The sequence below is a fragment of the Streptomyces sp. HSS9-12 genome, assembly GCF_054963655.1.
This window is the reverse complement of the sequence record NZ_JBUEGC010000038.1, coordinates 23602-47106: the sequence shown is the minus strand read 5'-3', so window position 1 is coordinate 47106 and position 23505 is coordinate 23602. Positions and strand designations below refer to the sequence as shown.

Below are 23505 nucleotides of genomic sequence, written 5' to 3'. Positions count from 1 at the left end.
GGTACGGACACACCTGCTACCAGTGCGTAACAGCGGCAAGCACATCGGCGCGAAACAGACCCCGTCCCGTGTCAGGCTGGGAGATACCAGGCCGGGCCCCGCGCCCGCAGGCCGGCGGTACGCAGACGGAAGGCAGGACGGACCCATGGCACCCGCACCCGAACCGCTCACCCGCGCGCAGATCGAAGAAGAGCTGGCCGAGCTCCCGGGCTGGTCGGTCACCGACGACCGGATCGAGCGCACGTACGCCTTCAAGGGGCATCTTGCGGCCGCGGCCATGGTCGGACAGATCGCGCGCGTTCAGGAGGCGCTGGGGCATCATGCTGATCTGACGCTGAGCTACAACAAGCTGCATGTGTCGGTGAACACCCACAGCGTGGGTGGCAAGGTCACGGAGCTGGACGTGAAGCTGGCCCACCGCATCCAGGAGATCGCCCGAGAGCACGGCGTGGACCTGACCGCGAACTGAGCCGGCCCCGGTCCCGAGCGCGGAGGAGTGGCGCGATGCCGACAGGAACCGTGAAGTTCTACGACGCCGACAGAGGCTTCGGATACGTCGTTCCGGACGACGGCAGCCCGGACGTCTCGGTGGACTCCAGCGCCCTCAAGGTCAGCGACTCCCTGGAGAAGGGCCAGCACGTCTGGTACGAGCTGACCAGGGGCTCCGGCGGCGAGCTGCGCGCTCAGAACGTGGTCCCGCAGTAGGCCCCATGCCCCACCACCACCATCACGACCGGCAGGACCACGACAGCACCCAGATCGACTGGGACGTCCTCGGGCCGTTCCTCGAGCGGAACGCCGAGGTCCAGACGCCCGTCTTCGAACAGGCCGCCTCGTGGCTGCGCGGGCTGCTCAAGGCCACCCGCACCGGCGCCGGCGGCCCCGGCCTGCGCATCCTCGACATCGGCAGCGGACCAGGCGTGATCGCGTGCCTGTTCGCACGCGCTGTCCCCGAAGCGGAAGTCGTCGCCGTGGACGGTGCGGAAGCCCTGCTCGCCCGCGCCCGGGACCGCGCCGCCCGGCTCGGTCTGGCCGATCGGGTTCACACCCATCTGGCCGACTTCAGAGGCGGCTTCGAGGACGTCGGCACGGCGGATCTCATCTGGTCCAGCAAGGCGCTCCACCACATCGGCGACCAGCGCCGGGCCGTGCGACAGCTTGCCCGCCGCCTGCGCCCCGGCGGTCTGCTCGCCGTCGGCGAGGGCGGTCTCCCCAGGCGCTACCTGCCCCGCGACATCGGCATCGGCCGTCCCGGTCTGCAGTCCCGGCTCGATGCCGCCGCCGAGGACTGGTTCACGGACATGCGCGCAGACCTTCCCGATGCCCGGCCGGTGATCGAGGACTGGCCCAGGATCCTCGCGGAGGCAGGCCTTGCGCCCACTGGCAGCCGTACGTTCCTGCTCGACCTGTCAGCGCCGGTGACGGAGCAGGTCCGCCGGCATCTGTGTGCCGACCTGGAGCGGATGCGCGACATGCTCGGCGAGCGCATCGACGCCACCGACCGGGCCACCATCGACCGGCTGCTGGACCCCGAAGACCCGGAAGGTTTGCTACAGCGCCCGGATGTCTTCCTGCTGAGCGCACAGACCGTCCACACCGCACGTTCGCGGTAGCCAAATCAGCGCGCCTCCAGGCGACTTGATCAGGTTTCCCGGCTAGCATCGCCCGTCATTGCGACAGCGAACCCGGCGGCGATCCAGACATACATCGACGAGTGGCGTAAGCCGATCCTCGTCGCCGGCGACACCCCGGGCAGCGACGACCCGATGCTCTTCCACGCCACGGACGTGAAGCACGGCGGCGCGCGGATCTGGGTCAACCGCAAGGACAAGTACTTCCAGCAGATCCAGGACATGCAGCGGTCCAAGGCGGCCCGTCAGCGCGAACTCGGCCAGCCGGTGACGGCCGACAAGCGGTGGCTGGTCGTCAAGCCGGACGACATCCGCTGACGCGCCGATGGCCGCGGCTGCCCCGGCGGGGCAGGGCGCGGGCGGGGCCGTTCGCGGGGAAAGTTACGCGCGGCATGCGCTGGTCAGGGCCGGGTCCAGGCACGGGTGCCGGGTGCGACGGGAAAGAGCGGGAAAGATACGCGCCGCGGGGCCCGCGGCCCGGGATCCGGGCGCACCCGGTCCCTCAGCGTGTCATCGGCCGGACGACCTGCGGGTCGGTGATGCCTCCGGGAGAGGCGAGACGGTCGACGTCCCAGCCGTCCAGCCGCGCCGCCGACTGGTAAACGCTGTCGTAGAAGTCGAGGACCGTACCCCTGGCCTTCTCGCTGCCACGTACATCGTCGTAATCCAGCATGGCCAGGTGACTGCCACCACGGTCGACCCACCGCGCCGCCTCGGGCTGCAGCCGCTGGTCGGTCAGCCCCTCGGGCTCCGGCGCGGCGTAGGAGTAGAAGGTCGGCCGTGGAACGTCGTCGTCGCCGAACCAGAAGCCCGCGCTGATGACCTCCCGGGAGTAGGCCTCGCGCGTCACCGGGTCGATCTGTGCGGACTCGTCGATCGCACGGTAGGAGAACCGTGTGACGGCGATGTCGAAGGTGTGCCAGAAGTGGTGCACGGGGCTGATTTTGCCGGAGAAGCCTCCGGAGAACTCCTCCAGCACCAGGTTCACCTGGCTCAGCACCTGCCAGTACCGGTTGACCCACAACGGATCGTAGGTGGCGTGCTCGGTGTCCTTCTCGAACGGCCGTGTCCCTTCGGGCAAGCCGTACGGGTGGGGGTGTTCGATGGACACCTCCGCCCCGATCGCGTGCAGGGCATCCAGGGTGTTGCGGTAGAAGGACGAGACGGACTGCCCGATGAGCGAGAACGCGGCCGCGTGGCCGTCCAGGGCGCGAGCGGTCAACCGGTGGTGCACGAAGTCGAACTCGATCGTGAAAATCGGATTTCCGTCGACCAGCCCCATGGGGCGCGTGGTGATGCCGGTGCCGGTGAGGTGGTACGGAACGTTCCACCAGTGATTGCGTCGCACGCTGCTCGCCAGCCGGATTTTGCCGACGATCTGAGCGAACCGGTGCAGCGTCTCTTTGGAGTCCTTCCATTCCGACAGCGGAATCGGTGGGAATATCTCCATTTCTCAAGGCTAGTGTGCCCGCCGGTGACAGCGCATCCGCGCGGAAACGGACCAACCCGAGGACACAACGGTGCCGCCACTCAGGGTGATTGAGCGGCGGCACCGTGTACGAGGGTCAGGTGAGATTGAACGTCGCCGGGTCGGGGCCGAGGCGCCGGCCCGAGTCCAGGGCGGCGAAAGCGGCCAGGTCGTCGGCGTCCAGCTCAAAGCCGAAGACGTCGAAGTTCTCCCGGATCCGCGAGGGCGTGACGGACTTGGGGATCACGATGTTGCCCAGCTGCAGATGCCAGCGGAGCACGACCTGCGCCGGCGTACGGCCGTGCTGCTCGGCGATCTTCGCGATCGTCGGGTCGTCGAGGAGGCCCTTGCCCTGGCCGAGCGGCGACCACGCCTCGGTGGCGATGCCGTGCCGCGCGTGGAAGGCCCGGGCCTCGGCCTGCTGGAACTGCGGGTGCAGCTCGATCTGGTTGACCGCCGGGACCACCGAGGTCTCGGCCATCAGCCGCTCCAGATGGGCGGGGAGGAAGTTGGACACGCCGATGGCCTTGGCACGGCCCTCCGCGTAGATCTTCTCGAACGCCTTCCAGGTCTCGACGTACGCGTCCTGGGCGGGCACGGGCCAGTGGATCAGGTACAGGTCCACATAGTCGAGCCCGAGCCGGGACAGCGAGGCGTCGAAAGCGCGCAGGGTGGAGTCGTAGCCGTGGTCGCTGTTCCACAGCTTGGTCGTGATGAAGAGTTCCTCGCGGGGGATGCCGGAGGCGGCGATGGCCTTGCCCGTGCCGTTCTCGTTCTCGTAGGCGGCCGCCGTGTCGATGCTGCGGTACCCGGTCTCCAGCGCCGTCCGCACGATCTCGGCCGCTTGGGCGTCCGGGACCTGCCAGACGCCGAAGCCCAGCTGCGGCATGGCGACGCCGTTGTTCAAGGTGATGAAGGGGACCTTGCTCACGAGCACTCGATCCTTAAGGGTCGTCGGTCAGGTGCTTCCCACTTCAACGATCTTGTCGGGCCAGGCATTCCCGCTCCGTCCCGGCACCCGGATTTGGCCACCGGGACTGTCACCCGAACCGGCTTGTCGCGCGCCCACACCCGTGCCACCACGGGGTGAAGGTCAGCGCGCCCAAGAGGGCGCCCGCGGCGGGTGAACACGTGCGTGCAAGGGGAGGCAGAAATGGTCATTGAGGCGCTCGGTTTGGAGTGAGTCCGATCATCAATGGCAGGACTTTTCCCCTGGCCACAAAGTGACCCTGTAATGACTACGATCTCATCGCGTGTTGCGCTGCCATCACAGCGAGTAACCGGCGTTGTGTTGCGTGCGTACGAGGTCGGCCGCCGGAAGGCGCGGCCGCAGTCGCGCTCTCGGACCAGCCGTGGGCGCAGACCATGACCTTTGCCTGCGGCAAACAGGTGCCCCGACGTGCGTGTCAGTGCTGCATTGTGCTCATGACCCCTCAGACGGTTTAGGAACCCCATGGTTCGCGCAGGTTCATCCCCCGGGGCCCTGCCTCGTGCAGCAGCTCCAGCATGGTTACTACCCCCCGCTGTCATAGCAGGCAGCTGCGTCATCGCGCTCATAGCCGCCTCTGCCGAGATACGCCCGATCGTCGCATGGTCCGGCGCCGCCGTCTTCCTTCTCGTGGCTCTCGCATCGGCGCAGGCGGTGCGTCAGGGGCGAGCGGCGGAGGAGGCACGCCACAAGCACGCGCTGGCAGCCATGGAGCAGAGACACAAGGCGCGCGAGGCCGACTTGCACCGCCGCCTGTCCGACCAGCACGCCGCCACGGTGTGGCTCGCCAAGGAACTTCTGCCCGCGGCAGTGGCCCGCTTGCTGCAGGGTGGCACCGCGTCGGAGATCCTGAATTCGGTACGCCTGGCGCCACACCTCGACCGCAAATTCGCCGAGGCACACACCACCGTGCTGCGTACCGTCCTCGAGGCGGTCCAGGCCGAGGAAGACATCCGGGAATCCGCGCAGCGGGCATTTGTGAGCCTCGCCCGCCGAGTTCAAGCGATCGTCCACCAGCTCGCCAAAGAGCTCGACGACATGCAGATCCGTCACGGCAACAACCCGGCGGTTTCCCACGATCTGCAGAACGTCGACCATCGCACCGCTCTGATCGGGCGTCTTGCGGCCAGCATCGCGGTGCTCGGCGATGCGCGCCCCGGACGTCAGTGGTCCAAGGACATCGCGCTGTACAGCGTGCTGCGCGGGGCGATGTCACGCATCGTGGACTACCCGCGTGTTCAGTTGCACTCGGTGGCGGAAGTGGCGGTGATCGGGGAGGCCGTCGAGCCGCTCATCCACGCACTCGCCGAGCTGCTCGACAACGCCACTTCCTATTCCCCGCCACACACCAAGGTGGAGTTGACGGCCAGCGAGGTGCCGTCCGGCGTTGCCATCGAGATCGAGGACCGCGGGATCGGCCTGACCGAAGAGACTCGACAGCGCAACGAGCGCGTCATGGCGAACGCGTCAGCGGGCCTGAACCTGGCCGACCTTGGCGAGGACCCGCAGTTGGGCCTGCCCGTCGTCAGCAGACTGGCACGGGAGAACGGCTTCGACGTCGATATGCGGCCCTCCGCATACGGCGGTGTCCGCGTCGTCGTGCTGGTTCCCCGGCGACTGGTCACCACAGTGCGAAAGCCCGTCCAGAAGCCCATGGGTGCCCCGTCAGTGCCGAGGCCGAGGCCGGCGACGACCGGCGATGCCGTAGCAGAACCCGCCGTAGCGGAATCCACCGTGCCGGAATCCACCGTGCCGGAACCCACCGGGGTTCGGCCCACCGCCAACGGACTGCCCAGGCGCCGGCGTGGCTCGCCTGCCCCAACCCCCGTCATCCGCACCCAACGTGATGGTGCCGCGAAACCAGCCACCGGCTCGGCCCGGCCACCGGGCCTGATGTGGGAGGCGTTCCAGGACGACGGGCCGCCCATGGACCGGCCGACAACCCCGAGCAGCCGTACCAGTGATCCAACAGATGAGGGTGAGTAACAGTGCCGCCACTGCCCAACATGGACTGGATGCTCAAGGATCTGGTGACCAGCGTCCCGGATACGCGCCACGTGGTCGTGCTGTCTTCGGACGGCTTGTGCATCGCACAGGCAAGCACCCTGCCGGACATCGCCGACACCATCGCGGCCGCCTGCGCCGGGGTGCAGAGCCTGTCCATCGCGATCGCCCAGCGATTCCCGCACGGTGACGGCTCCATGCGGATGGTCGGGATCGAAGTCGACGGCGGCTACTTCTCCCTCATGGCCGCCGGAGAACATGCCTATCTCGCCGTACTGGCCGATGACGGAGTGGACACCCGGCTGCTGGGCCAGCGCATGCGGGACCTGGTGAAGCGGATCGGCGAGCATCTGACCAGCCCGCCCCGGAGCGACATCGGGCAGGCAACGTGACCTTAGAGCCAAAGGACTGGGACGAAGGCATCCCTGAGCGGCTCTATGTCATCTCCGGTGGGCGACGACCGTCCGAGCAGTCCACGTTCGACCTGGTCACCCTCGTCGTCTCCAGGTCCGCACCCGAACCGGGTATGCAGCCCGAACCCGCGGCGATCCTCGCGCTGTGTGACTACCCGCTGTCGGTCGCTGAGATCTCCGCACACCTCAGCCTGCCCTTCAGCGTGGTCACCGTGCTGCTTTCCGAACTCGCCCATAAGGGCCACGTCGACACCCGTGACCCGGTTCCGGTCGCTGAGGTTCCCGAAACCGATCTCCTTGAGGCGTTGATCCATGGACTACGTAAGCTCTGAGGTGGCCGCCGGCCCTCGTCATGAGGATGTGCTGCCGCACACCGCCAGGGGCGTCAAAATCGTGATTGTCGGCGGTTTCGGTGTCGGCAAGACGACCATGGTCGGCTCGGTGAGCGACATCAAGCCCCTGACCACCGAAGAGACCATGACGCAGGCCGGTGTCGGCATCGACCGGGATCCCGGGGCGGACGGCAAGACCACCACGACCGTCGCCATGGACTTCGGCCGCATCAGCATCAACGAACAACTGGTGCTCTATCTCTTCGGCACCCCCGGCCAGGAGCGCTTCTGGTTCCTGTGGAACGGCCTCTTCCAAGGTGCCCTCGGAGCCGTGGTGCTCGTTGACACCCGGGACGTCGAGGTCTGCTTCGAAGTGATCACCCGCCTGGAAGACCGCCGAGTCCCCTTCGTCGTGGCCGTCAACAACTTCCCCGACTCCCCGAAATACTCGGTATCGGAGCTACGGGCCGCTCTGGCCCTCCATGAATCGGTGCCCATCGTCGCGTGCGACGCACGCGTCCGCTCCTCCAGCCGCGACGCCCTGCTCGAGCTGATCGGCTACCTCCGCACCCTCACCGCCGTCCAGGAGTCCCGATGACTGTCCCGCCCGCCGATCACTCACGCGCCGAGGCGGCACTCTCCCCTCCCCCCGGCTGCCCGGCTCATCCCGCGAACCACGGCGATGGATTGACGCGCCTCTACGGACCCGCTGCCGAAGCCGATCCCATGGGCCTGTACGAGCAGTTGCGCGCCACCCACGGTCCGGTCGCGCCCGTCCTGCTGGACGGTGACGTACGCGCCTGGCTCGTCCTCGGCTACCGCGAGAACCGGGATGTCGCCAGCCGGGCGACCCAGTTCTCCCGCGACTCGCGGATCTGGCACGGCTGGAAGAGCGGAGAGATCGACCCCGCCGCCTCCCCGCTGGTGCCGATGATCGGGTGGCGTCCCGACTGCGTATCGGCGGACGGCGAGGAGCACCAACGGCTGCGCCGTGCGGTCGCGGTCAGCCTCGACCAGTTCGACCAGCGGGGAATCCGCCGCCACATCACCCGGTTCTCGCACCAGCTCATCGACGAGTTCTGCGAAGCGGGGGAGGCAGAGCTCGTCGGCCAGTTCGCCGAACACCTGCCGATGCTCGTCCTGACCCATCTGATCGGCATGCCCGATGAGTACGGCCCACGACTGGTGAGGGCCTGCCGAGACTTGATCAAAGGCTCCGAAACCGCACTCGCCAGCAACGACTACGTCCTGGAGACCCTGCGGCAGCTCGTGGCGACCAAACGCCTCGCACCGGGGACGGACATCGCTTCCGTGCTGATCGCCCACTCTGCCGGGCTGACCGACGACGAGGTGCAGCACCACCTGCGCCTCATCCTGCTCGCGGGCTACGAGACGACAGCCAATCTGATGGCCAACACCCTGCGCATGGTCGTGACCGATCCCCGCTTCCGCGGGTCTCTGGCAGGTGGCCAGATGACTCTGCCGGAAGCCGTGGAGCAGGTGCTGTGGGACGAGCCGCCGCTGATGGTGTGCCCCGGTCGGTGGGCCACGGGTGACACCACGTTGGGAGGCCAGGAGATCAGGGAGGGCGACATGCTGATACTGGGCCTTGCCGCCGCCAACGTCGATCGGACCGTCCGCCCGAACGCCTCGGCTCCCGTGCACCACAACCGAGCGCACATGTCGTTCAGCGCCGGAGCCCACGAGTGCCCCGGGCAGGACATCGGCCGTGCCATCGCCGACGGCGGCATCGACATCCTGTTGAGCCGGCTGCCCGACCTCGACGTGGCCGTCCCCGAAAGCGAACTCAGCTGGCGGTCCTCCACCTGGGCCCGGCATCTGACCGCCCTGCCCGTCCGATTCGCTCCCCGCGCTCCACATACAGCGGACGGTCCGGTAGAGCTGCCGGCCCCGCCACCGCCGAGCGCCGAGGCACCGCCGACGCTCCAGCCGCACCAACCGGAACCCGTGCCTCAGCCCATGGGCCGGCGCAACAGCCGCCGCTCCTGGCGGACATGGCTGAAGCGCCTGACGCGCAGACGATAGGAGGAGCGGGGTCGACCACCCACGGGGCCGCCGGATCACTGACCACCCACGGCCGCCGGATCACGATGCGCCGGCGGCCCCCCGGAAGCCGACCCGGCCCCGTCCGGCCGTGCTGTGCAGCCCCTGAGCGGCCAAGAACGCGGTGGCCGGGCGTAACAGGTCGTCCACCGCGCCCTGGCCCTTGTTCTCGGCAACCGCGACCGGCCCGGCCTTGTCGGCGTCGTAACGCCCGGACGTCAGCGCCCAGTCGTAGTTGCCGCGTATCCAGTGCCGGATGCCCTCCACCCCCATGTGCACGGCGTCGCGTTGCCGGCAGTTCAGCCCCAACTCCGCGCACATCTGGGGTATCCGCGTCTCCAAGCGCAGGTACAGCCGCAGATGCTGGTTGGCCATGGCCACCGCGGCGTCGATCGCCTCCCGCCGAGAGCCGCCCAGGTGCTTGCGGAGCACCGTCACCAGGTTGTGCGGATCTCCCCGGCGCTCCTCGCGTTCCAGAGAATGTATGTCGTTCATGAAGGCGATCGTGTCCGCCGCGGCGACCCGCATGTCCCGCATCAGCTCATGTGCCTGCACCTGGGCGGGCACCTCAAAGCGGCGACTGCGCTCCGCGGCGTCGATCGAGTGGTGTATCCCGACCGTCCGGCGTCTGAGCGCCAGGTACTCGGGGAAGTCCAGGACGGTGCCGTCGGCGGAGATCCGCACCTCACACGCATGCGCGGCAAGGAATCGCGCCCAGGAGGCGGAAAACCTGTTGCACCAGGTTTCGGTCATTCCTTCGGCGAGCCACGACCACACCTCCGCCCATGCCATCGTGATCGGGCACACCACCTCCGGCGGGGTTCCAGCCGGCCGGAACGGGACGGTGATCATTTCTCGGGAGACCTCGGCGACCCGGTCGACGTGATCAGCGGTGTTCGCGTCGAACTGGTCGTCGAACAGGAAGGCCAGGGAGAACCAGTTCATCAGCATGACCAGGTCCTCCGCCGAGGCGCAGGGATACGTCCGTGCCGCGGCTTGCGGCAGATCCCAGGTGAGGTACTCCGCCATCCCCGCCTCGCTGCGGACGAGGTCTCGGCGGACGATCCACTCGAGGTGCAGTGCGGTCGCCCGCTCCTGGTGCGGGTTCACCGGTGAACGGAACGGGATCTGAAAGGTCAGGTCCTGAGGCATTGCGCATCCCTCCGACGGGGACAGAGGTTCGCTCTTGCTTCCGGCACGTGCCGGACCCACGTTCCCACCGCTGAGGCACCGTGTCTGCCCGTTGACTCAGCGTGCAGGGCTGATGGTGTTTCAGCCATCCGATGAACCGCCCCAATGCGGTTGATTTCGAAACGATCCAGATGACTCAAGGTGGCGTAAAACAGACCATCAACAGCGGCCCCCCGTGTCGCCCGAGGAGGGCCGGACGCCTCAGCGCTTCGGCTCCCGGGCGTGGCGGTACAAGGCGTCGACCTCGCTCGCGTACGCCTTCTCGATCGCCTTGCGCTTCAGCTTCAGCGACGGCGTGAGCAGGCCCTGCTCCTCGGAGAACTGCGAACCCAGAATCCGGAACGTACGGATCGACTCGGCCTGCGACACCAGCGTGTTCGCCGCGACGACAGCCCGCCGGATCTCCATCTCCACATCCGGATCCCGCACCAGGTCGGCCGGGTTGAGCTTCGGCTTGCCGCGGATCTGCAGCCAGTGCGCCACGGCGTCCGGGTCCAGGGTGACCAGCGCGGCGATGTACGGGCGGTCGTTGCCGACGGCGATGCACTGCGCGACCAGCGGGTGGGAGCGGACCCGCTCCTCCAGCTGGGCGGGCGCGACGCTCTTGCCGCCGGAGGTGACCAGGATCTCCTTCTTCCGGCCGGTGATGGTCAGATAGCCGTCCTCGTCGAGCTGCCCGAGGTCCCCGGTTGCCAGCCAGCCGTCCCGCAGGGCCCCTTCCGTCGACTTCGGGTCGTTGAGATAGCCGGCGAAGACCTGGCCGCCGCGCAGCCACACCTCGCCGTCGTCGGCGATGTGCACGGTGGTACCCGGGATGGGCACACCGACCGTGCCGTAACGGGTGCGCTCCGGGGGATTCGCGGTGGCCGCGGCGGTCGACTCGGTCAGCCCGTACCCCTCGAAGATCCGCACGCCCGCGCCGGCGAAGAACAGCCCGAGCCGCCGCTCCATCCCCGATCCGCCCGACATGGCGTGCCGGATCCGGCCGCCCATCGCCGCGCGCACCTTGCTGTAGACGAGCTTCTCGAAGAGCTGGTGCTGCATCCGCACGCCCGGACCGGGTCCCGGACCGGTGCCGAACGACTTGTGCTCAAACGCTTCCGCATAGCGCACCGCCACATCGACGGCCTTGTCGAACGGCCCCAGTTTGCCCTCCGCCTCGGCCTTCCGGCGTGCCGCGTGGAAGACCTTCTCGAAGATGTACGGCACGGCCAGGATGAATGTCGGGCGGAAGGCGGCCAGGTCCGGCAGCAGCTCGGTGGCGGTCAGGTTCGGCTGGTGGCCGAGCTTCACCCGGCCGCGGATCGTCGCGACCTCCACCATCCGCCCGAAGACGTGCGCGAGCGGCAGGAACAGCAGCGTGGAGGCCTCATCACCGCGCTTGGAGTGGAACACCGGCTCATAGCGGGCGACGACCGTGTCGGCCTCGAACATGAAGTTGGCGTGAGTGATCACGCAGCCCTTCGGGCGGCCGGTGGTGCCGGAGGTGTAGATGATCGTGGCCGGCGAGTCCGGCATGACCGCCAGCCGGTGCCGGTGCACCACCTCGTCGTCCAGGTGCGCGCCGGCCTCGGTCAGCTCGCCGACGGCATCGCTGTCCAGCTGCCACAGCCGGGTCAGGTGCGGCAGCCGGTCGACCACCGAGCCGACCGTCATCACGTGATCCTCATGCTCGACGACGCAGGCGGTCACATCAGCGTCGTGCAGGGTCCACCAGACCTGCTCGGCGGAGGCCGTCGGGTAGATCGGCACCGACTGGGCGCCGATCGACCAGAGCGCGAAGTCGAAGAGCGTCCACTCGTAGCGCGTACGGCTCATGATCGCGACCCGGTCGTTGAACCGCACGCCCTCGGCGAGCAGCCCCTTCGCGACCGCCATCACCTGGTCCCGGAACTCGGCCGCGGTCACGTCTTGCCATTGGCCGTCGATCTTGCGGCCGAGGGCCACCCGGTGGGGGTCGTCGTCAGCATGGTCGAAGACGGCGTCGGCCAGGCCACCGATGGGGGGCTCCATCGCCAAGGCAGGGGTCGTGAACTCGCGCAATGACTTGCTCCTATGGGGCGCATGCTCGGCACAGCGCCGCGACGGTACCCGATGGAAGCAGCCCTTGAAGAGCCCCTTCCGCATTTGGCGAACGCGGCATATGCACTGGTCAGTGCGAGGATGTGCCAGTGTTGGAGGTCACAGTGGGGGCAATCCTGACTTTTGAGAAAGCTACGGCACCGTAATCTCCACCGAATCCGCCGCGGGCTGTCACGGGCGCTTTACAGCGTTCGGTCGCTCGCGCGGCGGCCAGAGCATCCCCGCCCGCCCCTGATATTCAGGGGCGGGCGGGAGTGAAACCCGGCGCGGAGCGCCGGTGGTCAGGGCAGGACGTGGTCCAGGGGGAGCCACAGGACCGGGCGGTGGATCATCGGGGCGTTGGACTTGCGCACCGCGGCGAGTTCGTCGTCGCTGAGCGCCCGGTCGTAAACCCGGACCTCATCCAGCGCCCCCGTCAGCCAGCCCCGGCTGTCCGCCTTCTGCCCCAGGTGCACACCGAACGTCGACGACCGGCTGACCGTGCCCGGCACATCCGGCACCGAGACCGGCGCGCCGTCGACGGACAGTGTGAACCGCCCGCCGCTGCGCAGCAGCGCCAGATGGTGCCACTGCCCCTCGTTGTACGCCCCGCTGGTGCTCACCGTGGCCGTCGCGGCCGGCGCCGCGCCGTTCACGGCCGTCATCAACGCGACGATCCGGCCCCGGGCCGGGTCTCCCCGCACCCACACCTGCGGGTTGCGGGCGCCGACGCCGCCCATCCACAGGAATGGCTGGTCGCCGCTCGTCGCGCTGTAGCGGAACCACAGGCTCGCGGTGAAGTCCCCGCTGCCCAGCTGCAGCGAGTCGCGCCAGGGCAGCCGTACGGCGTCGTCCGTGCCGTCGAACTCCACGGCCCGGCCGAACTGCCCGTCCGTACGCTGTGCGCCGCCGATCACCGTGCCGCCGCGGGCGCCCGGGGCGAAGTCCGGCGTCGTCGGATCCGGCTTGCGGCGCGGGCCCAGCCAGTCCTCGGTGAACCGGGCGAAGCGGATCTCGTCCCGCGCGTCGACGGCCCCGCCCTCGTACATCAGGCCGACCTCGTCGTGCGAGATCGCCACCATGTCGGAGTAGCCGGACCAGTCCGTCGTCACGCGCTTGCCGCGGTCGACGCTCTCCCAGGTCCGACCCTCGTCGTACGAGGAGCGGATCGTCATGGTGCGGCGCCGGTCCGGGTCGGCGGGGCTGGAGAACAGCACCCGGCTGTAGCCGTCGGTGTCGTAGCTGCGCAGGCGCAGCGTCGCGCCCTGCACCATCGGCGTGTACAGGTCGGGGATGGCCCGGAACGGCGCGGCGAAGCTGTCCCCGCCATCGCGGCTGATGGCGTAGTCGCGATGACCGAGGTCGGTGCCGTCCTGCTCCCGCCCGTTCACATAGATCGAGCCATCGCTCCGCTCCAGCAGGGTCATTTCAGATGGTTTTTGACGGAATGTTCCGTCATCCGCTATCGGCCAGCTGTCCACCGCGCCGATCTGCCAGCTCTTCCCGCCGTTGTCGCTGTGGATGAGCGCCGCGTGGTTCTCGGTGATCCGGGTCCCGTTGTGGCTCTCCGCGTTTATTCCGAACACCAGCCGTCCCGCGTGCCGGCCGCGGGTGAGCTGGATACCGTGCACCGGGCCGGTGGCGTACCAGGAGTTCCAGGTGGACCGCCGGATCGACTCGGTCAGGTCCTGCGGCTGCGACCAGGTGGCGCCGTCGTCGCCGCTGAACTGGAAGTGGGGTTTCCGGTCGCAGGGCACATCACAGCTCTTGGCGTCGTCGCGGCCCTTGTTGTACGTGGTGGCGAGCACGATCCGCCCGGTACGCCGGTCCACGATCGGCGCCGGGTTGCCGTGGGTGTCGCCGCTACCCTTGTCGATCACCTGCAGCGGGCCCCAGGTGCGGCCGCCGTCGATGGAGCGCTTGAGGACCAGGTCTATGTCCCCCGCATCACCGCAGTTGTTCACCCGGCCCTCGGCGAAGGCGAGCAGCGTGCCCCGGGTGGACTTGACGATCGCCGGAATCCGGAAACAGGAATAGCCCGGATCCTGGGATGCCTTGAACAGCACCTGCTGCTCGAATTCGCTGCCCGCCGCGGCCGCGGCGTTGTCCGCGGCCACGGCCCGCAGGGGAACCGTCAGGGTGAGCAGCGCCACGGCGGCGAGTAAGGCCGATACGCGGAGCCGCCCTCGTCCTGCGCGTGCACGAAGAACTGACGCCATGACACGTCCTTTCACACGACAACCGGACATCCCACGTCCCATGTCCTGCCCGGTGCGTCGAAGTTACGACCGGTGAAGCCCGCCCACAAGCACCCGCGCGGCCGTGACCGGGGCGTCGTACCGGGAATTTTCCCCGTGGGACCACCCGGCAAAGGCGGCGGCGGGTAAACGGCGCGGCAACGCGACTCAGTCGGTGCGCAGTACGACCTTCCCCAGATTGGCGCGCGCCTCGATGATCGCGTGCGCCTCCGCCGCGCGTTCCAAGAGGAGTTCGGCATGGACGGCCGGACGCAGCCGGCCGGCGAAGGTCAGCTCCCACAGTTCCCGGCGGCGCTGCTCGACCAGTTCCGGATGAGCGGCCGACACGCGGGCCATCGACATTCCGACCACCGTCTTCGCCCCGGCCAGCAGCTCATGCGCCGCGATGGTGCCTCCGCCGGAGCTGAACACCACCAGGCGCCCGAACGGTGCGAGCGGCTCGGCAGCTTCACGCCGATCGCCTGCGTACGGATCAGGATCTCTCCCGGGCCGGGCTCTGGCGGCTCCGCCTCTTCCAGCCGCAGCACTTCCGGGCCGCCGTGCTCGTAAAACCGGACCCTGCGCATGGGCAGGCACCCCCTCAGGTCGTTGGCCACCCCAACGATAGCGAGAGATTCATTGGGTCGCCCAATGATTTACCGGTAAGGTGCCGTCATGGCTGAAGAGTTGACGCCCCTTGAGCGCATCCAGACTCTGCCGAGCTGGCTCCTCGCCCGCGCCGCCGCGCAGGGGCACCGGCTGGTCGCCGAAGCGCTCGCCGAGGAAGGGGTGCGGATGCCGCACCATGCGGTGCTGTCCGCCGTCGCCTCCCTCGGGCCGGTCGCCCAGGCCGAGCTGGGCCGCAAGGTCCGTATCGACCCCAAGGACATGGTCGCCGTGCTCAACGACCTCCAGCAGGAGGGGCTGGTGACCCGTACGCCCGATCCCAAGGACCGGCGCAAGAACGCCATCGCCATCTCCAAAGCCGGGCAGCGGCGGCTCAAGCGCCTGGAGAAGCTGGGCGACCGGGCCAACGACGCCCTCATGGCGCCGCTCGACGCCGCGGAGCGCAAGCAGCTCACCGAGCTCCTCGCGCGCCTCGTCCACGCCGGCCGGCAGCCCGAGGGCTGAGCTGCGGCCCGCAGCCGGTCGGGGAGAGCGGCCGGCAGCTCGGCGCCGTCGCTCGGTGACCCGTCCCATCGCTGCTCCCTCTCGCTTCTGTACGTGCCGGCAGCCCTGATGCAGAGGTTGCCATGGGTCACCGGGGTGCGGTGAGGGAGGCGGCCCTCGCAGTCCCCGCTGGGCGGTCCTGAACGAACGCGCCGGTCCGCCCGTACACCAGGCCGACAGCATGGACGGGGCGGCCCGCAGCGCCGCCGAACCGGCTCAGCCCGGTACCTGTCGTGCGTGCCACGTCGACGCAGGGAGGCTGAACCCATGGCGATCTTCCTCGCCCAGGAGCGCAAGGCCGTCACGGAAGGGAGTACCTGCCGGATGTCCGCCCCTGCCCCCGCCCCCGCCGAGAAGCCCGCACGGGAGGCGGCAGGCGTCAGCGTTGTACCGACCGTGACCGAGCCCGTCCGCCAGGCTCTCGGTTCTGATCGCGCCCGCGTGAGATCGGCCTCACCCTGGAGAGGAGGCATGTCCGCACCGCGCTACACCACTAGCGTTCGGTAGGCGCCACCTCTTCTCCCCCGTCTGTGCAACGAGAGCGGAGACCATCTGATGGCAGCATCCACCCTCACTTCGAAGCCCGGAACCGCCTGGGCCGACGCCTGGCAGCGCTGTCTTGCCATCGCCCCCGAGGCCTTCCGGGACGACCGCGTGCTGAACCTCTGGAACGGCCAGTGGCAGGCCGACGGCCGCGCCCTGCCCGCCACGACCCCCGTCGACGGCAGCCCCATCGCCGGCCCGCCGCGGCTGGACTCCGCCACCGCCCAGCAGGCCGTACGCGCCGCCCTCGACCAGCACCGCGCCTGGCGGCAGCTCCCGCTGCCGGAGCGCCGGGCCCGGATCGCCGCCGCCCTGGACGCGCTCACCGAACACCATGAGCTGCTCGCCCTGCTCCTGGTCTGGGAGATCGGCAAGCCGTGGCGGCTCGCACAGGCCGATGTGGACCGCGCCATCGACGGGGTGCGCTGGTACGTCGACGGCATCGAGGACATGCTCGGGGACCGCACTCCGCTCAACGGCCCGGTCAGCAACATCGCCAGCTGGAACTACCCGATGAGCGTGCTCGTCCACGCCATGCTCGTCCAGGCGCTGGCGGGCAACGCGGTGATCGCCAAGACCCCGACCGACGGGGGGCTCGCCTGCCTCACCCTCGCCTGCGCGCTCATCCACCGCGAGGGCGTGCCCGTAACCCTGGTCAGCGGCAGCGGCAGCGAACTGTCCGAGGCCCTGGTGCGCTCCCCGGAGATCGGCTGCGTGTCCTTCGTCGGCGGCCGCGACACCGGCGCCCGCGTCGCCACCGCCGTCGCCGACCTCGGCAAGCGGCACATCCTGGAGCAGGAAGGCCTCAACTGCTGGGGCATCTGGAACTACTCCGACTGGGACGCCCTCTCCGCCCAGATCCGCAAGACCTTCGACTACGGCAAGCAGCGCTGTACGGCCTATCCGCGTTTCGTCGTCCAGCGCTCCCTCTTCGACGCCTTCCTCGCCGCGTATCTGCCGGCCGTACGGTCGGTGCGCATCGGCCATCCGCTCGCCGTCGCCGCCCCGGACGACCCCCTGCCCGAGCTGGACTTCGGCCCGCTGATCAACGCCGCCAAGGCCAAGGAGCTCAGCGACCACGTCGCCGAGGCGATCGACCGCGGCGCGGTACCGCTGCACCGCGGCAACCTCGCGGACGGGCACTTCCTCCCCGGCCAGGACACCTCCGCGTATGTGCCGCCGGTCACCCTGCTCGCCCCGCCGCCCAGCTCCCCGCTGCACCACGCCGAGCCGTTCGGCCCGGTCGACACCATCGTTCTGGTCGACACCGAGGCGGAGCTGCTGGCCGCCATGAATGCCAGCAACGGGGCGCTCGTCGCCAGCCTGTCCTGCGACGACAAGGAGACCGCCGACCGCCTGGCGACCGAGATCCGCGCCTTCAAGGTGGGCCTGGGCAAGCCGCGCTCCCGCGGTGACCGCGACGAGCTGTTCGGCGGCTTCGGCGCCTCCTGGCGCGGCGCCTTCGTCGGCGGCGAGCTGCTGGTACGGGCGGTCACGGAGGGCCCGGCGGACGAGCGACTGCCGGGGAACTTCCCCGAGTACCACCTGATGCCCGAGTAGCGGCCGGCGGAGCCGCCCCACCGCCCCGGCACCGTGCGCTCCCGGGCCCCCTCCGCGGGTTGCGTACGGTGCCGGATCGTTACTGGGCGTAGTACTGGCAGGGCATCGGCCACGGATACGCAGGTGAAAGGCGCTTCGAACCCCTGGTATCGTTGTTGCTGTCGCCGCGGGAAACCGGGGCGGCTCACCGGTCCGGGTGGCGGAATGGCAGACGCGCTAGCTTGAGGTGCTAGTGCCCTTTATCGGGCGTGGGGGTTCAAGTCCCCCCTCGGACACACATCTTGTACATGCTGCCCAGTTTCCGGGCAGCAGAGATCGTCGCCCGTTCCTGGCCTCCAGGGCGGGCGTTCGGCATATCGGGGTCTCCTTTCTGCTGGCGCGGGCGGGGGCGTGTCAGCCGATGAAGATCCTTTCTCTGGTGGGTGTGTCGGCGGTCAGGGTCTTGGAGTGCGGGTCGTAGCTGAGAGTGATTCCAGCAGTACGGAGCAGCTGGGGGATCTGCGTGGCATCGGGCGGTGGCGGGCCGAGGGCGGCGGTGAGTCGGAGGGCGAGTGCGGGGAGGTGGGGCTGGATGCGGTCTTCGCGGACGAAGGCGTTGCGAGGCCGGTGGGGCTGGCGCTGGTGGGCTGTGGTGTGGCCGTGGCGGCAGCGGTACGCGGGGTGCCCGTTCGACCAGCAGGATTCCATGCGGCGACTGCAGAGGTCACAGCGCAGGATGCCTGAAGCGCCGACTTGGGCGACGCGGTCGACGTCCCACGGATCACCGCTTGCCGACTCTCACCGGGGCGGATGAGGTCATCGGCAAGGGCAGCGTCGATCGCTGGATTCTTGCTGGATCGACCGCGGTCTGCACAGTTTCATACCGGTCATTGCCGCGTGGCCGATGTTCCGGTCAACGTTTCGTCGCTGCCTTGGCATCGGCGTATCGAAAGTATGCAGTTGGGGCGGGGTGTGTCCCATCCGGGGTCGACCGAACTCCGGGAGACTCACACAAGCCGTCGTTCAAGGGAACCGCTGTGCCGAACCCGCCCAGGATTCCTGCCGGAGCAGGTACTTCTGGATCTTGCCGGTGGAGGTCTTGGGCAGGGGACCGAAGACGACCGTTTTCGGCGCCTTGAACCGGGCAAGCCGTTCCCGGACGAACGCGATCAGCTCGCCCTCGGTCACGACGGCCCCGTCGTGCAGCGTCACATAGGCCGCGGGTACCTCGCCCCAGCGTTCGTCGGGCCTGGCGACGACCGCCACCTCGAGCACCGCAGGATGTTCGGCCATCACCTGCTCCACCTCGACGGAGGCGATGTTCTCTCCACCGGAGATGATCACGTCCTTGCTCCGGTCCCGCAGCTCGACGTAACCGTCGGAATGGACCACCCCGAGATCACCCGTCCGGAACCAGCCGTCCAGCACGGCACGTCGGGTGGCGGGCTCGTCCTTGAAGTAGCCGAGCATGACGTTGTTCCCTCGCAGCGTGATCTCGCCGAGGGTCCGCCCGTCGGCGGGAACCTCCGAGCCGTCTTCGGCCACCACGCGGGCCTGGCACGAGATCATGTTCCCGACCCCCTGCCTCGCCTTGAGCCGGGCCTGCGCGCCCGCGTCGAGGTTGTTCCACTCCGGACGCCAGTCACAGATCATCGCGGGGCCGAACGTCTCGGTCAGCCCATAGAGATGCGTCACCTCGAAGCCGAGTTCCCGCATCCGGCGCAGTATTGCCGGGCTGGGCGGTGAGCCTCCCGTCGCCACCCGCACGGTCGTCCCGACGGGTTCGGCCTCCGGCGCGTAGGCCAGCATGGAAAGGACGGTCGGTGCGGCGTTGAGGTGGGTGACCCCCTCTTCGTGGATCAGCCGCCACACCTCGGCGGGCTCCGGTTTCGGCAGGCACACATGAGTGGCAGCGGCCGCCGTCACCGCCCACGGGAAGCACCAGCCGTTGCAGTGGAACATCGGCAGCGTCCATAGATGCACCGCCGACGGCGACAGCCCGGTGTGCCCCACCATCGCCAGCGCCTGGAGGTAGGCACCACGGTGGTGATACATCACGCCCTTCGGCATGCCGGTGGTGCCCGAGGTGTAGTTGATGGACAGCAGGGACCGCTCGTCTTCGGCCCTCGCCTGACGAGGAGTGGCGCCGGCGAGCAGCTCCTCGTACTCCGCCCCCGCCTTGATCGTGAGCGGCGCCGTGTTCGCCCGTGCGAGCGCAGGGCCGACCAGGGGCTCGAGCGCCGGGTCGTAGACGAGTACGGCGGCCTCCGAATGGCCGAGGATGTAACCGATTTCGCCCGCGGACAGGCGGGTGTTCATCGCGACCAGTGGTACCCCCGCCCAGGGCACGCCGAAATGCGCCTCGAGCAGTACGTGGGTGTTGGGAGCGAGCACGGCGACCGGGCGGCCGCCGGTGAGCGGGTGGAGCGCGCCCGCCAACTGTCGGCAGCGACGGTGCAGCTGCGCGTACGTCCAGCGCTGGTCGCCGTCGATCACCGCGACCCGATCACCATGCGCGGCTGCCGCCCTGTCGAGGTATGCGGTCGGGGTCAGTGGCTCGAACGACAGGGCAGCCAATCCGGCGTCGAAATCGGCTCGCATGGATGGCCTCCTTGACCTGTTGACGAACGGGACGACCTTGACCTGTTGACGAACGGGACGACGCCCGGCGCCTCGGACGGCTGCCGGGTGGGTGTGGTCAACCCAGCGCGAAGAGCTCCAGCTGGATGTCGTCGGGGTCTCGGAACACCAGGACCGAATAATGGAACGGTTCGGTCATGTCGGTGATGGGCGAGTGATCGACGCCCAGCTCGTCCAGCCAGCTCACCCACGAGGTCAGCTCGTCCCGGCCCGCCACGGAGAACGCGATGTGGTCGAGCCCTGTGCGTCGCTCGTCGAAGCCTTCGCCGGCGTTCTCGTCGTGATGGTGCAACCCGATGGCCAATTTGGAGTGCGGGTCGGTCAACAGGACGGCGTATCCCGCGTCCTCGTCCTCGTAATGCGGGAATTTGACCGGAACACGTTCGAGGCCGAAGACGCGCTGATACCACTCGAGGCTGCGGTCGATGTCGGTCACGGTCGGCGAAAAGTGGTGCACGCCCTCGATCTTCGGGCGGTTCTCGATGCTCATCGATACCTCTTCATCTCCCGGAGCCGCATACGGGTCAACCTCGAGACGGTGGCTGCCCCTTACCGCAGAAGGACACTAGCCGTCGGGCGGCTTCACGGCTATGCGGAATCCTGCTGCGAACGTGCCCATTCGATGCGAGAAACGCGGGCCGGGCGGAGAGCCGGTCGCCGATATCGCCAGGTGCGCACCCCGTGGCGGCCCCGACAAATCCGAATGGGTTGGGGGCCGTGGCTGTCACTACGCCCCGTTCCACTGTCTCGTGCTGAGCGAGGGAATGAAGTTCCAGGTGGAGATTTTCGGGGCATGTCGCGAGAAGCCGTTTCTCTTCTTCGTGCCGCAGGTCGACTCCGTGCTCGTCACACGCGTGTCGGCGGAGATGCTGGGCGGATACTCCACGACGTCCCGTGGCGACACCGGGGAGACCTCCGCAGGGGGTGTCCATCTCCGGTCGACCGGAATCTCACCGGCGCCGTGCTGGGGTTCCCTCGGTGCCATCAAGGTGGGGCAGGAGTCGCAGCGCGGATGGGCGCGCTCGACATCGAGCGCGCGACCACGACCCGCTGAATGACGGCCGGCCGCTGCCGTCCCGGTGTTCGCACACACCTCGGCGCGGGCCCGCGACGGACGGTCCCGGTGGTGCGGGGTACCAGGGCGGGACGTCCGACCGGGTGTTCGCTCGCGGTTGGTTCTGCGTCGCGCAACGCCGGTGGAATCCGCAGTAATTCAGCGGTAACCGGCATCGTCACAGCCGCCGCGTTGTCGTAGCTTCTGAGTCACCTGCCGTTACGGCTAGCGCGAACGCCCGCCTGGAGGCCGGTATCGTACCCGTCGATGACGTCGGAGGAACGCGACCGTGACTGATGCGCTTCACCTGCTCGACGAGACCCACACACCCGGAGACCTGCTCGCGGAGATCCGCACCCGGGCCCCGGAGATCGGCGGCAACCCGGGTGGATGGCCGGGGCTGACCTTCTATCGGTTCACCCAGCCGACCGCGCCTCACTGGGACGAGGTGATGTCGCTGTCGTTGTGCATCGTCGCGCAGGGCCGGAAGTGCGTCGTGGTCGACGACCAGGAGTATGTCTACGACGCATTCAACTACCTCGTTCTGAGCAACAGCCGTAATTTCACCGCCGAGGTCCTCGAAGCCACCCAGGCGAAGCCGTTCCTGTCGCTGGTGCTGCAGATCGATCCCAACCTGGTGCGGCGCATCTCGGCCGACATCTTCGACCGGCGCACGACGACCTTCGGCCGGCCACCGCAGGGAAAACCCGAGAGCGCGTTCGTCACCCCGCTCGACCGCAGCCTCGTGGGCGCGATGGTCCGGTTCCTCCGCGCCACCTACTCCGGAGCGGACCGGCGCGTGCTGGCCCCGGTGTACCTCCAGGAGATGGTGTACCGGGTACTGCAGGCCGAGCAGTATGCCCGGCTCCTGGAAGTGGCGGCCATGGAGGTGGCGAGCAATCCGCTCAGCGAGGTCATCTCCTACGTGCAGGAGAACATGTCGGAGCCGCTGACGGTCAGTGACCTCGCGGAGCGGGTGGCGCTGAGTCCGTCGGCGTTCTCCCATCTGTTCCGCGACGTGACGGGGAAGTCGCCGTACCGGTTCGTGAAGGAGATGCGGCTCAACCGTGCGCGGGAGCTGCTGCTCGAGGGCGAGCTGAGCGTCACGCAGGTGTCGCGCGCGGTCGGCTACTCGAGCACTTCGCATTTCATCAACGAGTTCCGCGACCGGTTCGGCGCCAGCCCCCGTGCGTACTGCGACCTCGATTCGCTCAGGAGGGACCTGCGCGTGCGGAAAGCGTGAGCGCGCCGCGCGGGGTGCCCGGAGAACGGGCACCCCGGCGCTGCTAGCGAGCGGCGCCGAGCGCGGCGTGCTCGGCGACGAGCCGGTCGGCGAGGGGAGTGGAGGACGCCGGGTTCTGTCCGGTGTAGAGGTTTCCGTCCACCACGACGTGCGGCTGCCACGGCGTACCGCTCTGCTCGAACCTGCCTCCGGAGCTCAGGAGCCGGTCCTCCAGGCACCAGGCGGCCTTCTCCGCCAGGCCCACCTGTGCCTCCTCCGTATTGCTGAAACCGGTCACCCGTCGGCCGGCGAACAGCCAGTTCCCGCTCGGGTCCCGGGCGGGCAGCAAGGCGGCGGGGCCGTGGCACACCGCCGCGACGCCCTTGCCCGCCTCGGTGAACCCGCGTAGCAGTGTGCCGAACGCCTCGGACACGGCCAGATCCTCCATCGGGCCGTGCCCGCCGGGCACGAAGACGAAGTCGAAAGCAGCCACGTCCACCCGGTCCAGGTCCGCGGGCGCGCGGAGTTCGTCGGAGATGCTGTCCAGGTAGGCGCGGAAACGCCGGCCCGGCTCCTCGGAACCGGCGTTCATCGCGGCCGAGAAGCCGGCCTCGTCCGCTGTGGGCATGGCCGCGCCGGGAGTGGCGATCGTGAGGTCGAAGCCGGCCCGGCGGAAGATCTCGTGCGGGACGGCCAGTTCCTCGGGCCAGAAGCCGCACGGGTGCCGGGTGCCGTCTGCGAGCGTCCAATAGTCCACGCCGGACACGGCGAAAAGTACGCGTGTCATGAAAAGCCCTCTCTGCTTCGGATGGCTCGGAGGTCCCTCGTTCCGAATGAGGTAACCGGGACCGACGGTAACCGCACAATGCCGCCGGACGGGCTTCTTCAACCGGAATCCGGTACAGCTCAGCCGGATCCCGCACACTCCGCCGTCGCCGTATCGGAATA

At 68.7% G+C, this 23505-nt stretch carries 22 protein-coding genes and 1 tRNA gene; 13 read left to right on the top strand and 10 right to left on the bottom strand.

Annotated features, from left to right (window positions below; all coding sequences use genetic code 11):
* Nucleotides 1-145: 145 nt before the first annotated feature.
* The 4 genes from ACY34J_RS20200 to ACY34J_RS20185 all read left to right on the top strand — a co-directional run bounded on the left by ACY34J_RS20200 (nt 146) and on the right by ACY34J_RS20185 (nt 1949).
* Nucleotides 146-469: a 4a-hydroxytetrahydrobiopterin dehydratase gene (locus ACY34J_RS20200; protein WP_462727894.1), complete on the top strand. Its 324-nt coding sequence runs from the start codon at nt 146-148 to the stop codon at nt 467-469.
* 35 nt (nt 470-504) lie between these two features.
* Nucleotides 505-705, top strand: a complete 201-nt coding sequence (locus ACY34J_RS20195) for a cold-shock protein (protein ID WP_462727893.1) — start codon at nt 505-507, stop codon at nt 703-705.
* A 5-nt stretch (nt 706-710) separates the two neighbouring features.
* Nucleotides 711-1613 carry a class I SAM-dependent methyltransferase gene (locus ACY34J_RS20190; protein ID WP_462727892.1) on the top strand — a complete coding sequence of 301 codons (903 nt, stop codon included), beginning with the start codon at nt 711-713 and terminating at the stop codon, nt 1611-1613.
* A 153-nt stretch (nt 1614-1766) separates the two neighbouring features.
* Nucleotides 1767-1949, top strand: a complete 183-nt coding sequence (locus ACY34J_RS20185; protein WP_462727891.1) for a hypothetical protein — start codon at nt 1767-1769, stop codon at nt 1947-1949.
* Between the two features lie 184 nt (nt 1950-2133).
* On the opposite strand, the gene ACY34J_RS20180 is transcribed toward ACY34J_RS20185, so the two are convergent.
* Together ACY34J_RS20180 and ACY34J_RS20175 are read right to left on the bottom strand one after the other, a co-directional pair.
* The gene (locus ACY34J_RS20180) at nt 2134-3081 is read right to left on the bottom strand and encodes a DUF5996 family protein (RefSeq protein ID WP_462727890.1); all 948 of its coding nucleotides are present in this window, start codon (nt 3079-3081) and stop codon (nt 2134-2136) included.
* Between the two features lie 115 nt (nt 3082-3196).
* Nucleotides 3197-4030, bottom strand: a complete 834-nt coding sequence (locus ACY34J_RS20175) for an aldo/keto reductase (protein ID WP_462727889.1) — start codon at nt 4028-4030, stop codon at nt 3197-3199.
* A 765-nt stretch (nt 4031-4795) separates the two neighbouring features.
* Here ACY34J_RS20175 and ACY34J_RS20170 point away from each other — a divergent pair.
* The 5 genes from ACY34J_RS20170 to ACY34J_RS20150 are packed head-to-tail and all read left to right on the top strand — an operon-like array spanning nt 4796 to nt 8882.
* The gene (locus ACY34J_RS20170; protein ID WP_462727888.1) at nt 4796-6073 is read left to right on the top strand and encodes an ATP-binding protein; all 1278 of its coding nucleotides are present in this window, start codon (nt 4796-4798) and stop codon (nt 6071-6073) included.
* Nucleotides 6074-6093: 20 nt separating this feature from the next.
* Nucleotides 6094-6483, top strand: coding sequence for a roadblock/LC7 domain-containing protein (locus ACY34J_RS20165; protein ID WP_462727916.1), 390 nt, complete (start codon nt 6094-6096; stop codon nt 6481-6483).
* Nucleotides 6480-6836 (top strand): DUF742 domain-containing protein, encoded by a 357-nt coding sequence (locus ACY34J_RS20160; RefSeq protein WP_462727887.1) that lies wholly within the window; start codon nt 6480-6482, stop codon nt 6834-6836. Before ACY34J_RS20165 ends, ACY34J_RS20160 begins: the two co-directional genes overlap by 4 nt.
* A complete protein-coding gene (locus tag ACY34J_RS20155; RefSeq protein WP_462727886.1) occupies nt 6817-7434 on the top strand; it encodes a GTP-binding protein in 618 nt (205 codons plus the stop codon). Before ACY34J_RS20160 ends, ACY34J_RS20155 begins: the two co-directional genes overlap by 20 nt.
* Nucleotides 7431-8882 (top strand): cytochrome P450, encoded by a 1452-nt coding sequence (locus ACY34J_RS20150; protein WP_462727885.1) that lies wholly within the window; start codon nt 7431-7433, stop codon nt 8880-8882. Before ACY34J_RS20155 ends, ACY34J_RS20150 begins: the two co-directional genes overlap by 4 nt.
* A 60-nt stretch (nt 8883-8942) precedes the next feature.
* Here ACY34J_RS20150 and ACY34J_RS20145 read toward each other — a convergent pair whose 3' ends face one another.
* The 4 genes from ACY34J_RS20145 to ACY34J_RS20130 all read right to left on the bottom strand — a co-directional run bounded on the left by ACY34J_RS20145 (nt 8943) and on the right by ACY34J_RS20130 (nt 14824).
* A complete protein-coding gene (locus tag ACY34J_RS20145; protein WP_462727884.1) occupies nt 8943-10052 on the bottom strand; it encodes a terpene synthase family protein in 1110 nt (369 codons plus the stop codon).
* A 240-nt stretch (nt 10053-10292) separates the two neighbouring features.
* Nucleotides 10293-12134 carry an AMP-dependent synthetase/ligase gene (locus tag ACY34J_RS20140; protein ID WP_462727883.1) on the bottom strand — a complete coding sequence of 614 codons (1842 nt, stop codon included), beginning with the start codon at nt 12132-12134 and terminating at the stop codon, nt 10293-10295.
* Nucleotides 12135-12454: 320 nt separating this feature from the next.
* Entirely contained in the window at nt 12455-14371 is a 1917-nt protein-coding gene (locus ACY34J_RS20135; RefSeq protein WP_462727882.1) for an exo-alpha-sialidase, read from the bottom strand.
* A 186-nt stretch (nt 14372-14557) separates the two neighbouring features.
* On the bottom strand, nt 14558-14824 hold the full coding sequence (locus ACY34J_RS20130; protein ID WP_462727881.1) for a zinc-binding dehydrogenase: 267 nt from the start codon (nt 14822-14824) through the stop codon (nt 14558-14560).
* A 240-nt stretch (nt 14825-15064) separates the two neighbouring features.
* Between ACY34J_RS20130 and ACY34J_RS20125 the strand changes: the two genes are divergently transcribed.
* The 3 genes from ACY34J_RS20125 (at nt 15065) to ACY34J_RS20115 (ending at nt 17937) form a co-directional block, all read left to right on the top strand.
* Complete coding sequence (locus ACY34J_RS20125; protein WP_462727880.1) at nt 15065-15520, top strand: MarR family winged helix-turn-helix transcriptional regulator; 456 nt, start codon at nt 15065-15067, stop codon at nt 15518-15520.
* A 594-nt stretch (nt 15521-16114) separates the two neighbouring features.
* Complete coding sequence (locus tag ACY34J_RS20120) at nt 16115-17662, top strand: aldehyde dehydrogenase family protein (RefSeq protein ID WP_462727879.1); 1548 nt, start codon at nt 16115-16117, stop codon at nt 17660-17662.
* Between the two features lie 190 nt (nt 17663-17852).
* Nucleotides 17853-17937: transfer RNA gene (locus tag ACY34J_RS20115), tRNA-Leu, on the top strand.
* Nucleotides 17938-18055: 118 nt separating this feature from the next.
* Here the strand turns inward: ACY34J_RS20115 and ACY34J_RS20110 are convergent.
* The 3 genes from ACY34J_RS20110 to ACY34J_RS20100 all read right to left on the bottom strand — a co-directional run bounded on the left by ACY34J_RS20110 (nt 18056) and on the right by ACY34J_RS20100 (nt 20771).
* Nucleotides 18056-18349 carry a hypothetical protein gene (locus tag ACY34J_RS20110; RefSeq protein WP_462727878.1) on the bottom strand — a complete coding sequence of 98 codons (294 nt, stop codon included), beginning with the start codon at nt 18347-18349 and terminating at the stop codon, nt 18056-18058.
* 315 nt (nt 18350-18664) lie between these two features.
* A complete protein-coding gene (locus tag ACY34J_RS20105; RefSeq protein WP_462727877.1) occupies nt 18665-20242 on the bottom strand; it encodes an AMP-binding protein in 1578 nt (525 codons plus the stop codon).
* A 97-nt stretch (nt 20243-20339) separates the two neighbouring features.
* Nucleotides 20340-20771, bottom strand: a complete 432-nt coding sequence (locus ACY34J_RS20100; protein WP_462727876.1) for a VOC family protein — start codon at nt 20769-20771, stop codon at nt 20340-20342.
* 853 nt (nt 20772-21624) lie between these two features.
* Between ACY34J_RS20100 and ACY34J_RS20095 the strand changes: the two genes are divergently transcribed.
* Nucleotides 21625-22578: an AraC family transcriptional regulator gene (locus tag ACY34J_RS20095; protein ID WP_462727875.1), complete on the top strand. Its 954-nt coding sequence runs from the start codon at nt 21625-21627 to the stop codon at nt 22576-22578.
* 43 nt (nt 22579-22621) lie between these two features.
* Here ACY34J_RS20095 and ACY34J_RS20090 read toward each other — a convergent pair whose 3' ends face one another.
* The gene (locus ACY34J_RS20090) at nt 22622-23344 is read right to left on the bottom strand and encodes a type 1 glutamine amidotransferase domain-containing protein (protein WP_462727874.1); all 723 of its coding nucleotides are present in this window, start codon (nt 23342-23344) and stop codon (nt 22622-22624) included.
* Nucleotides 23345-23505 lie beyond the last annotated feature (161 nt).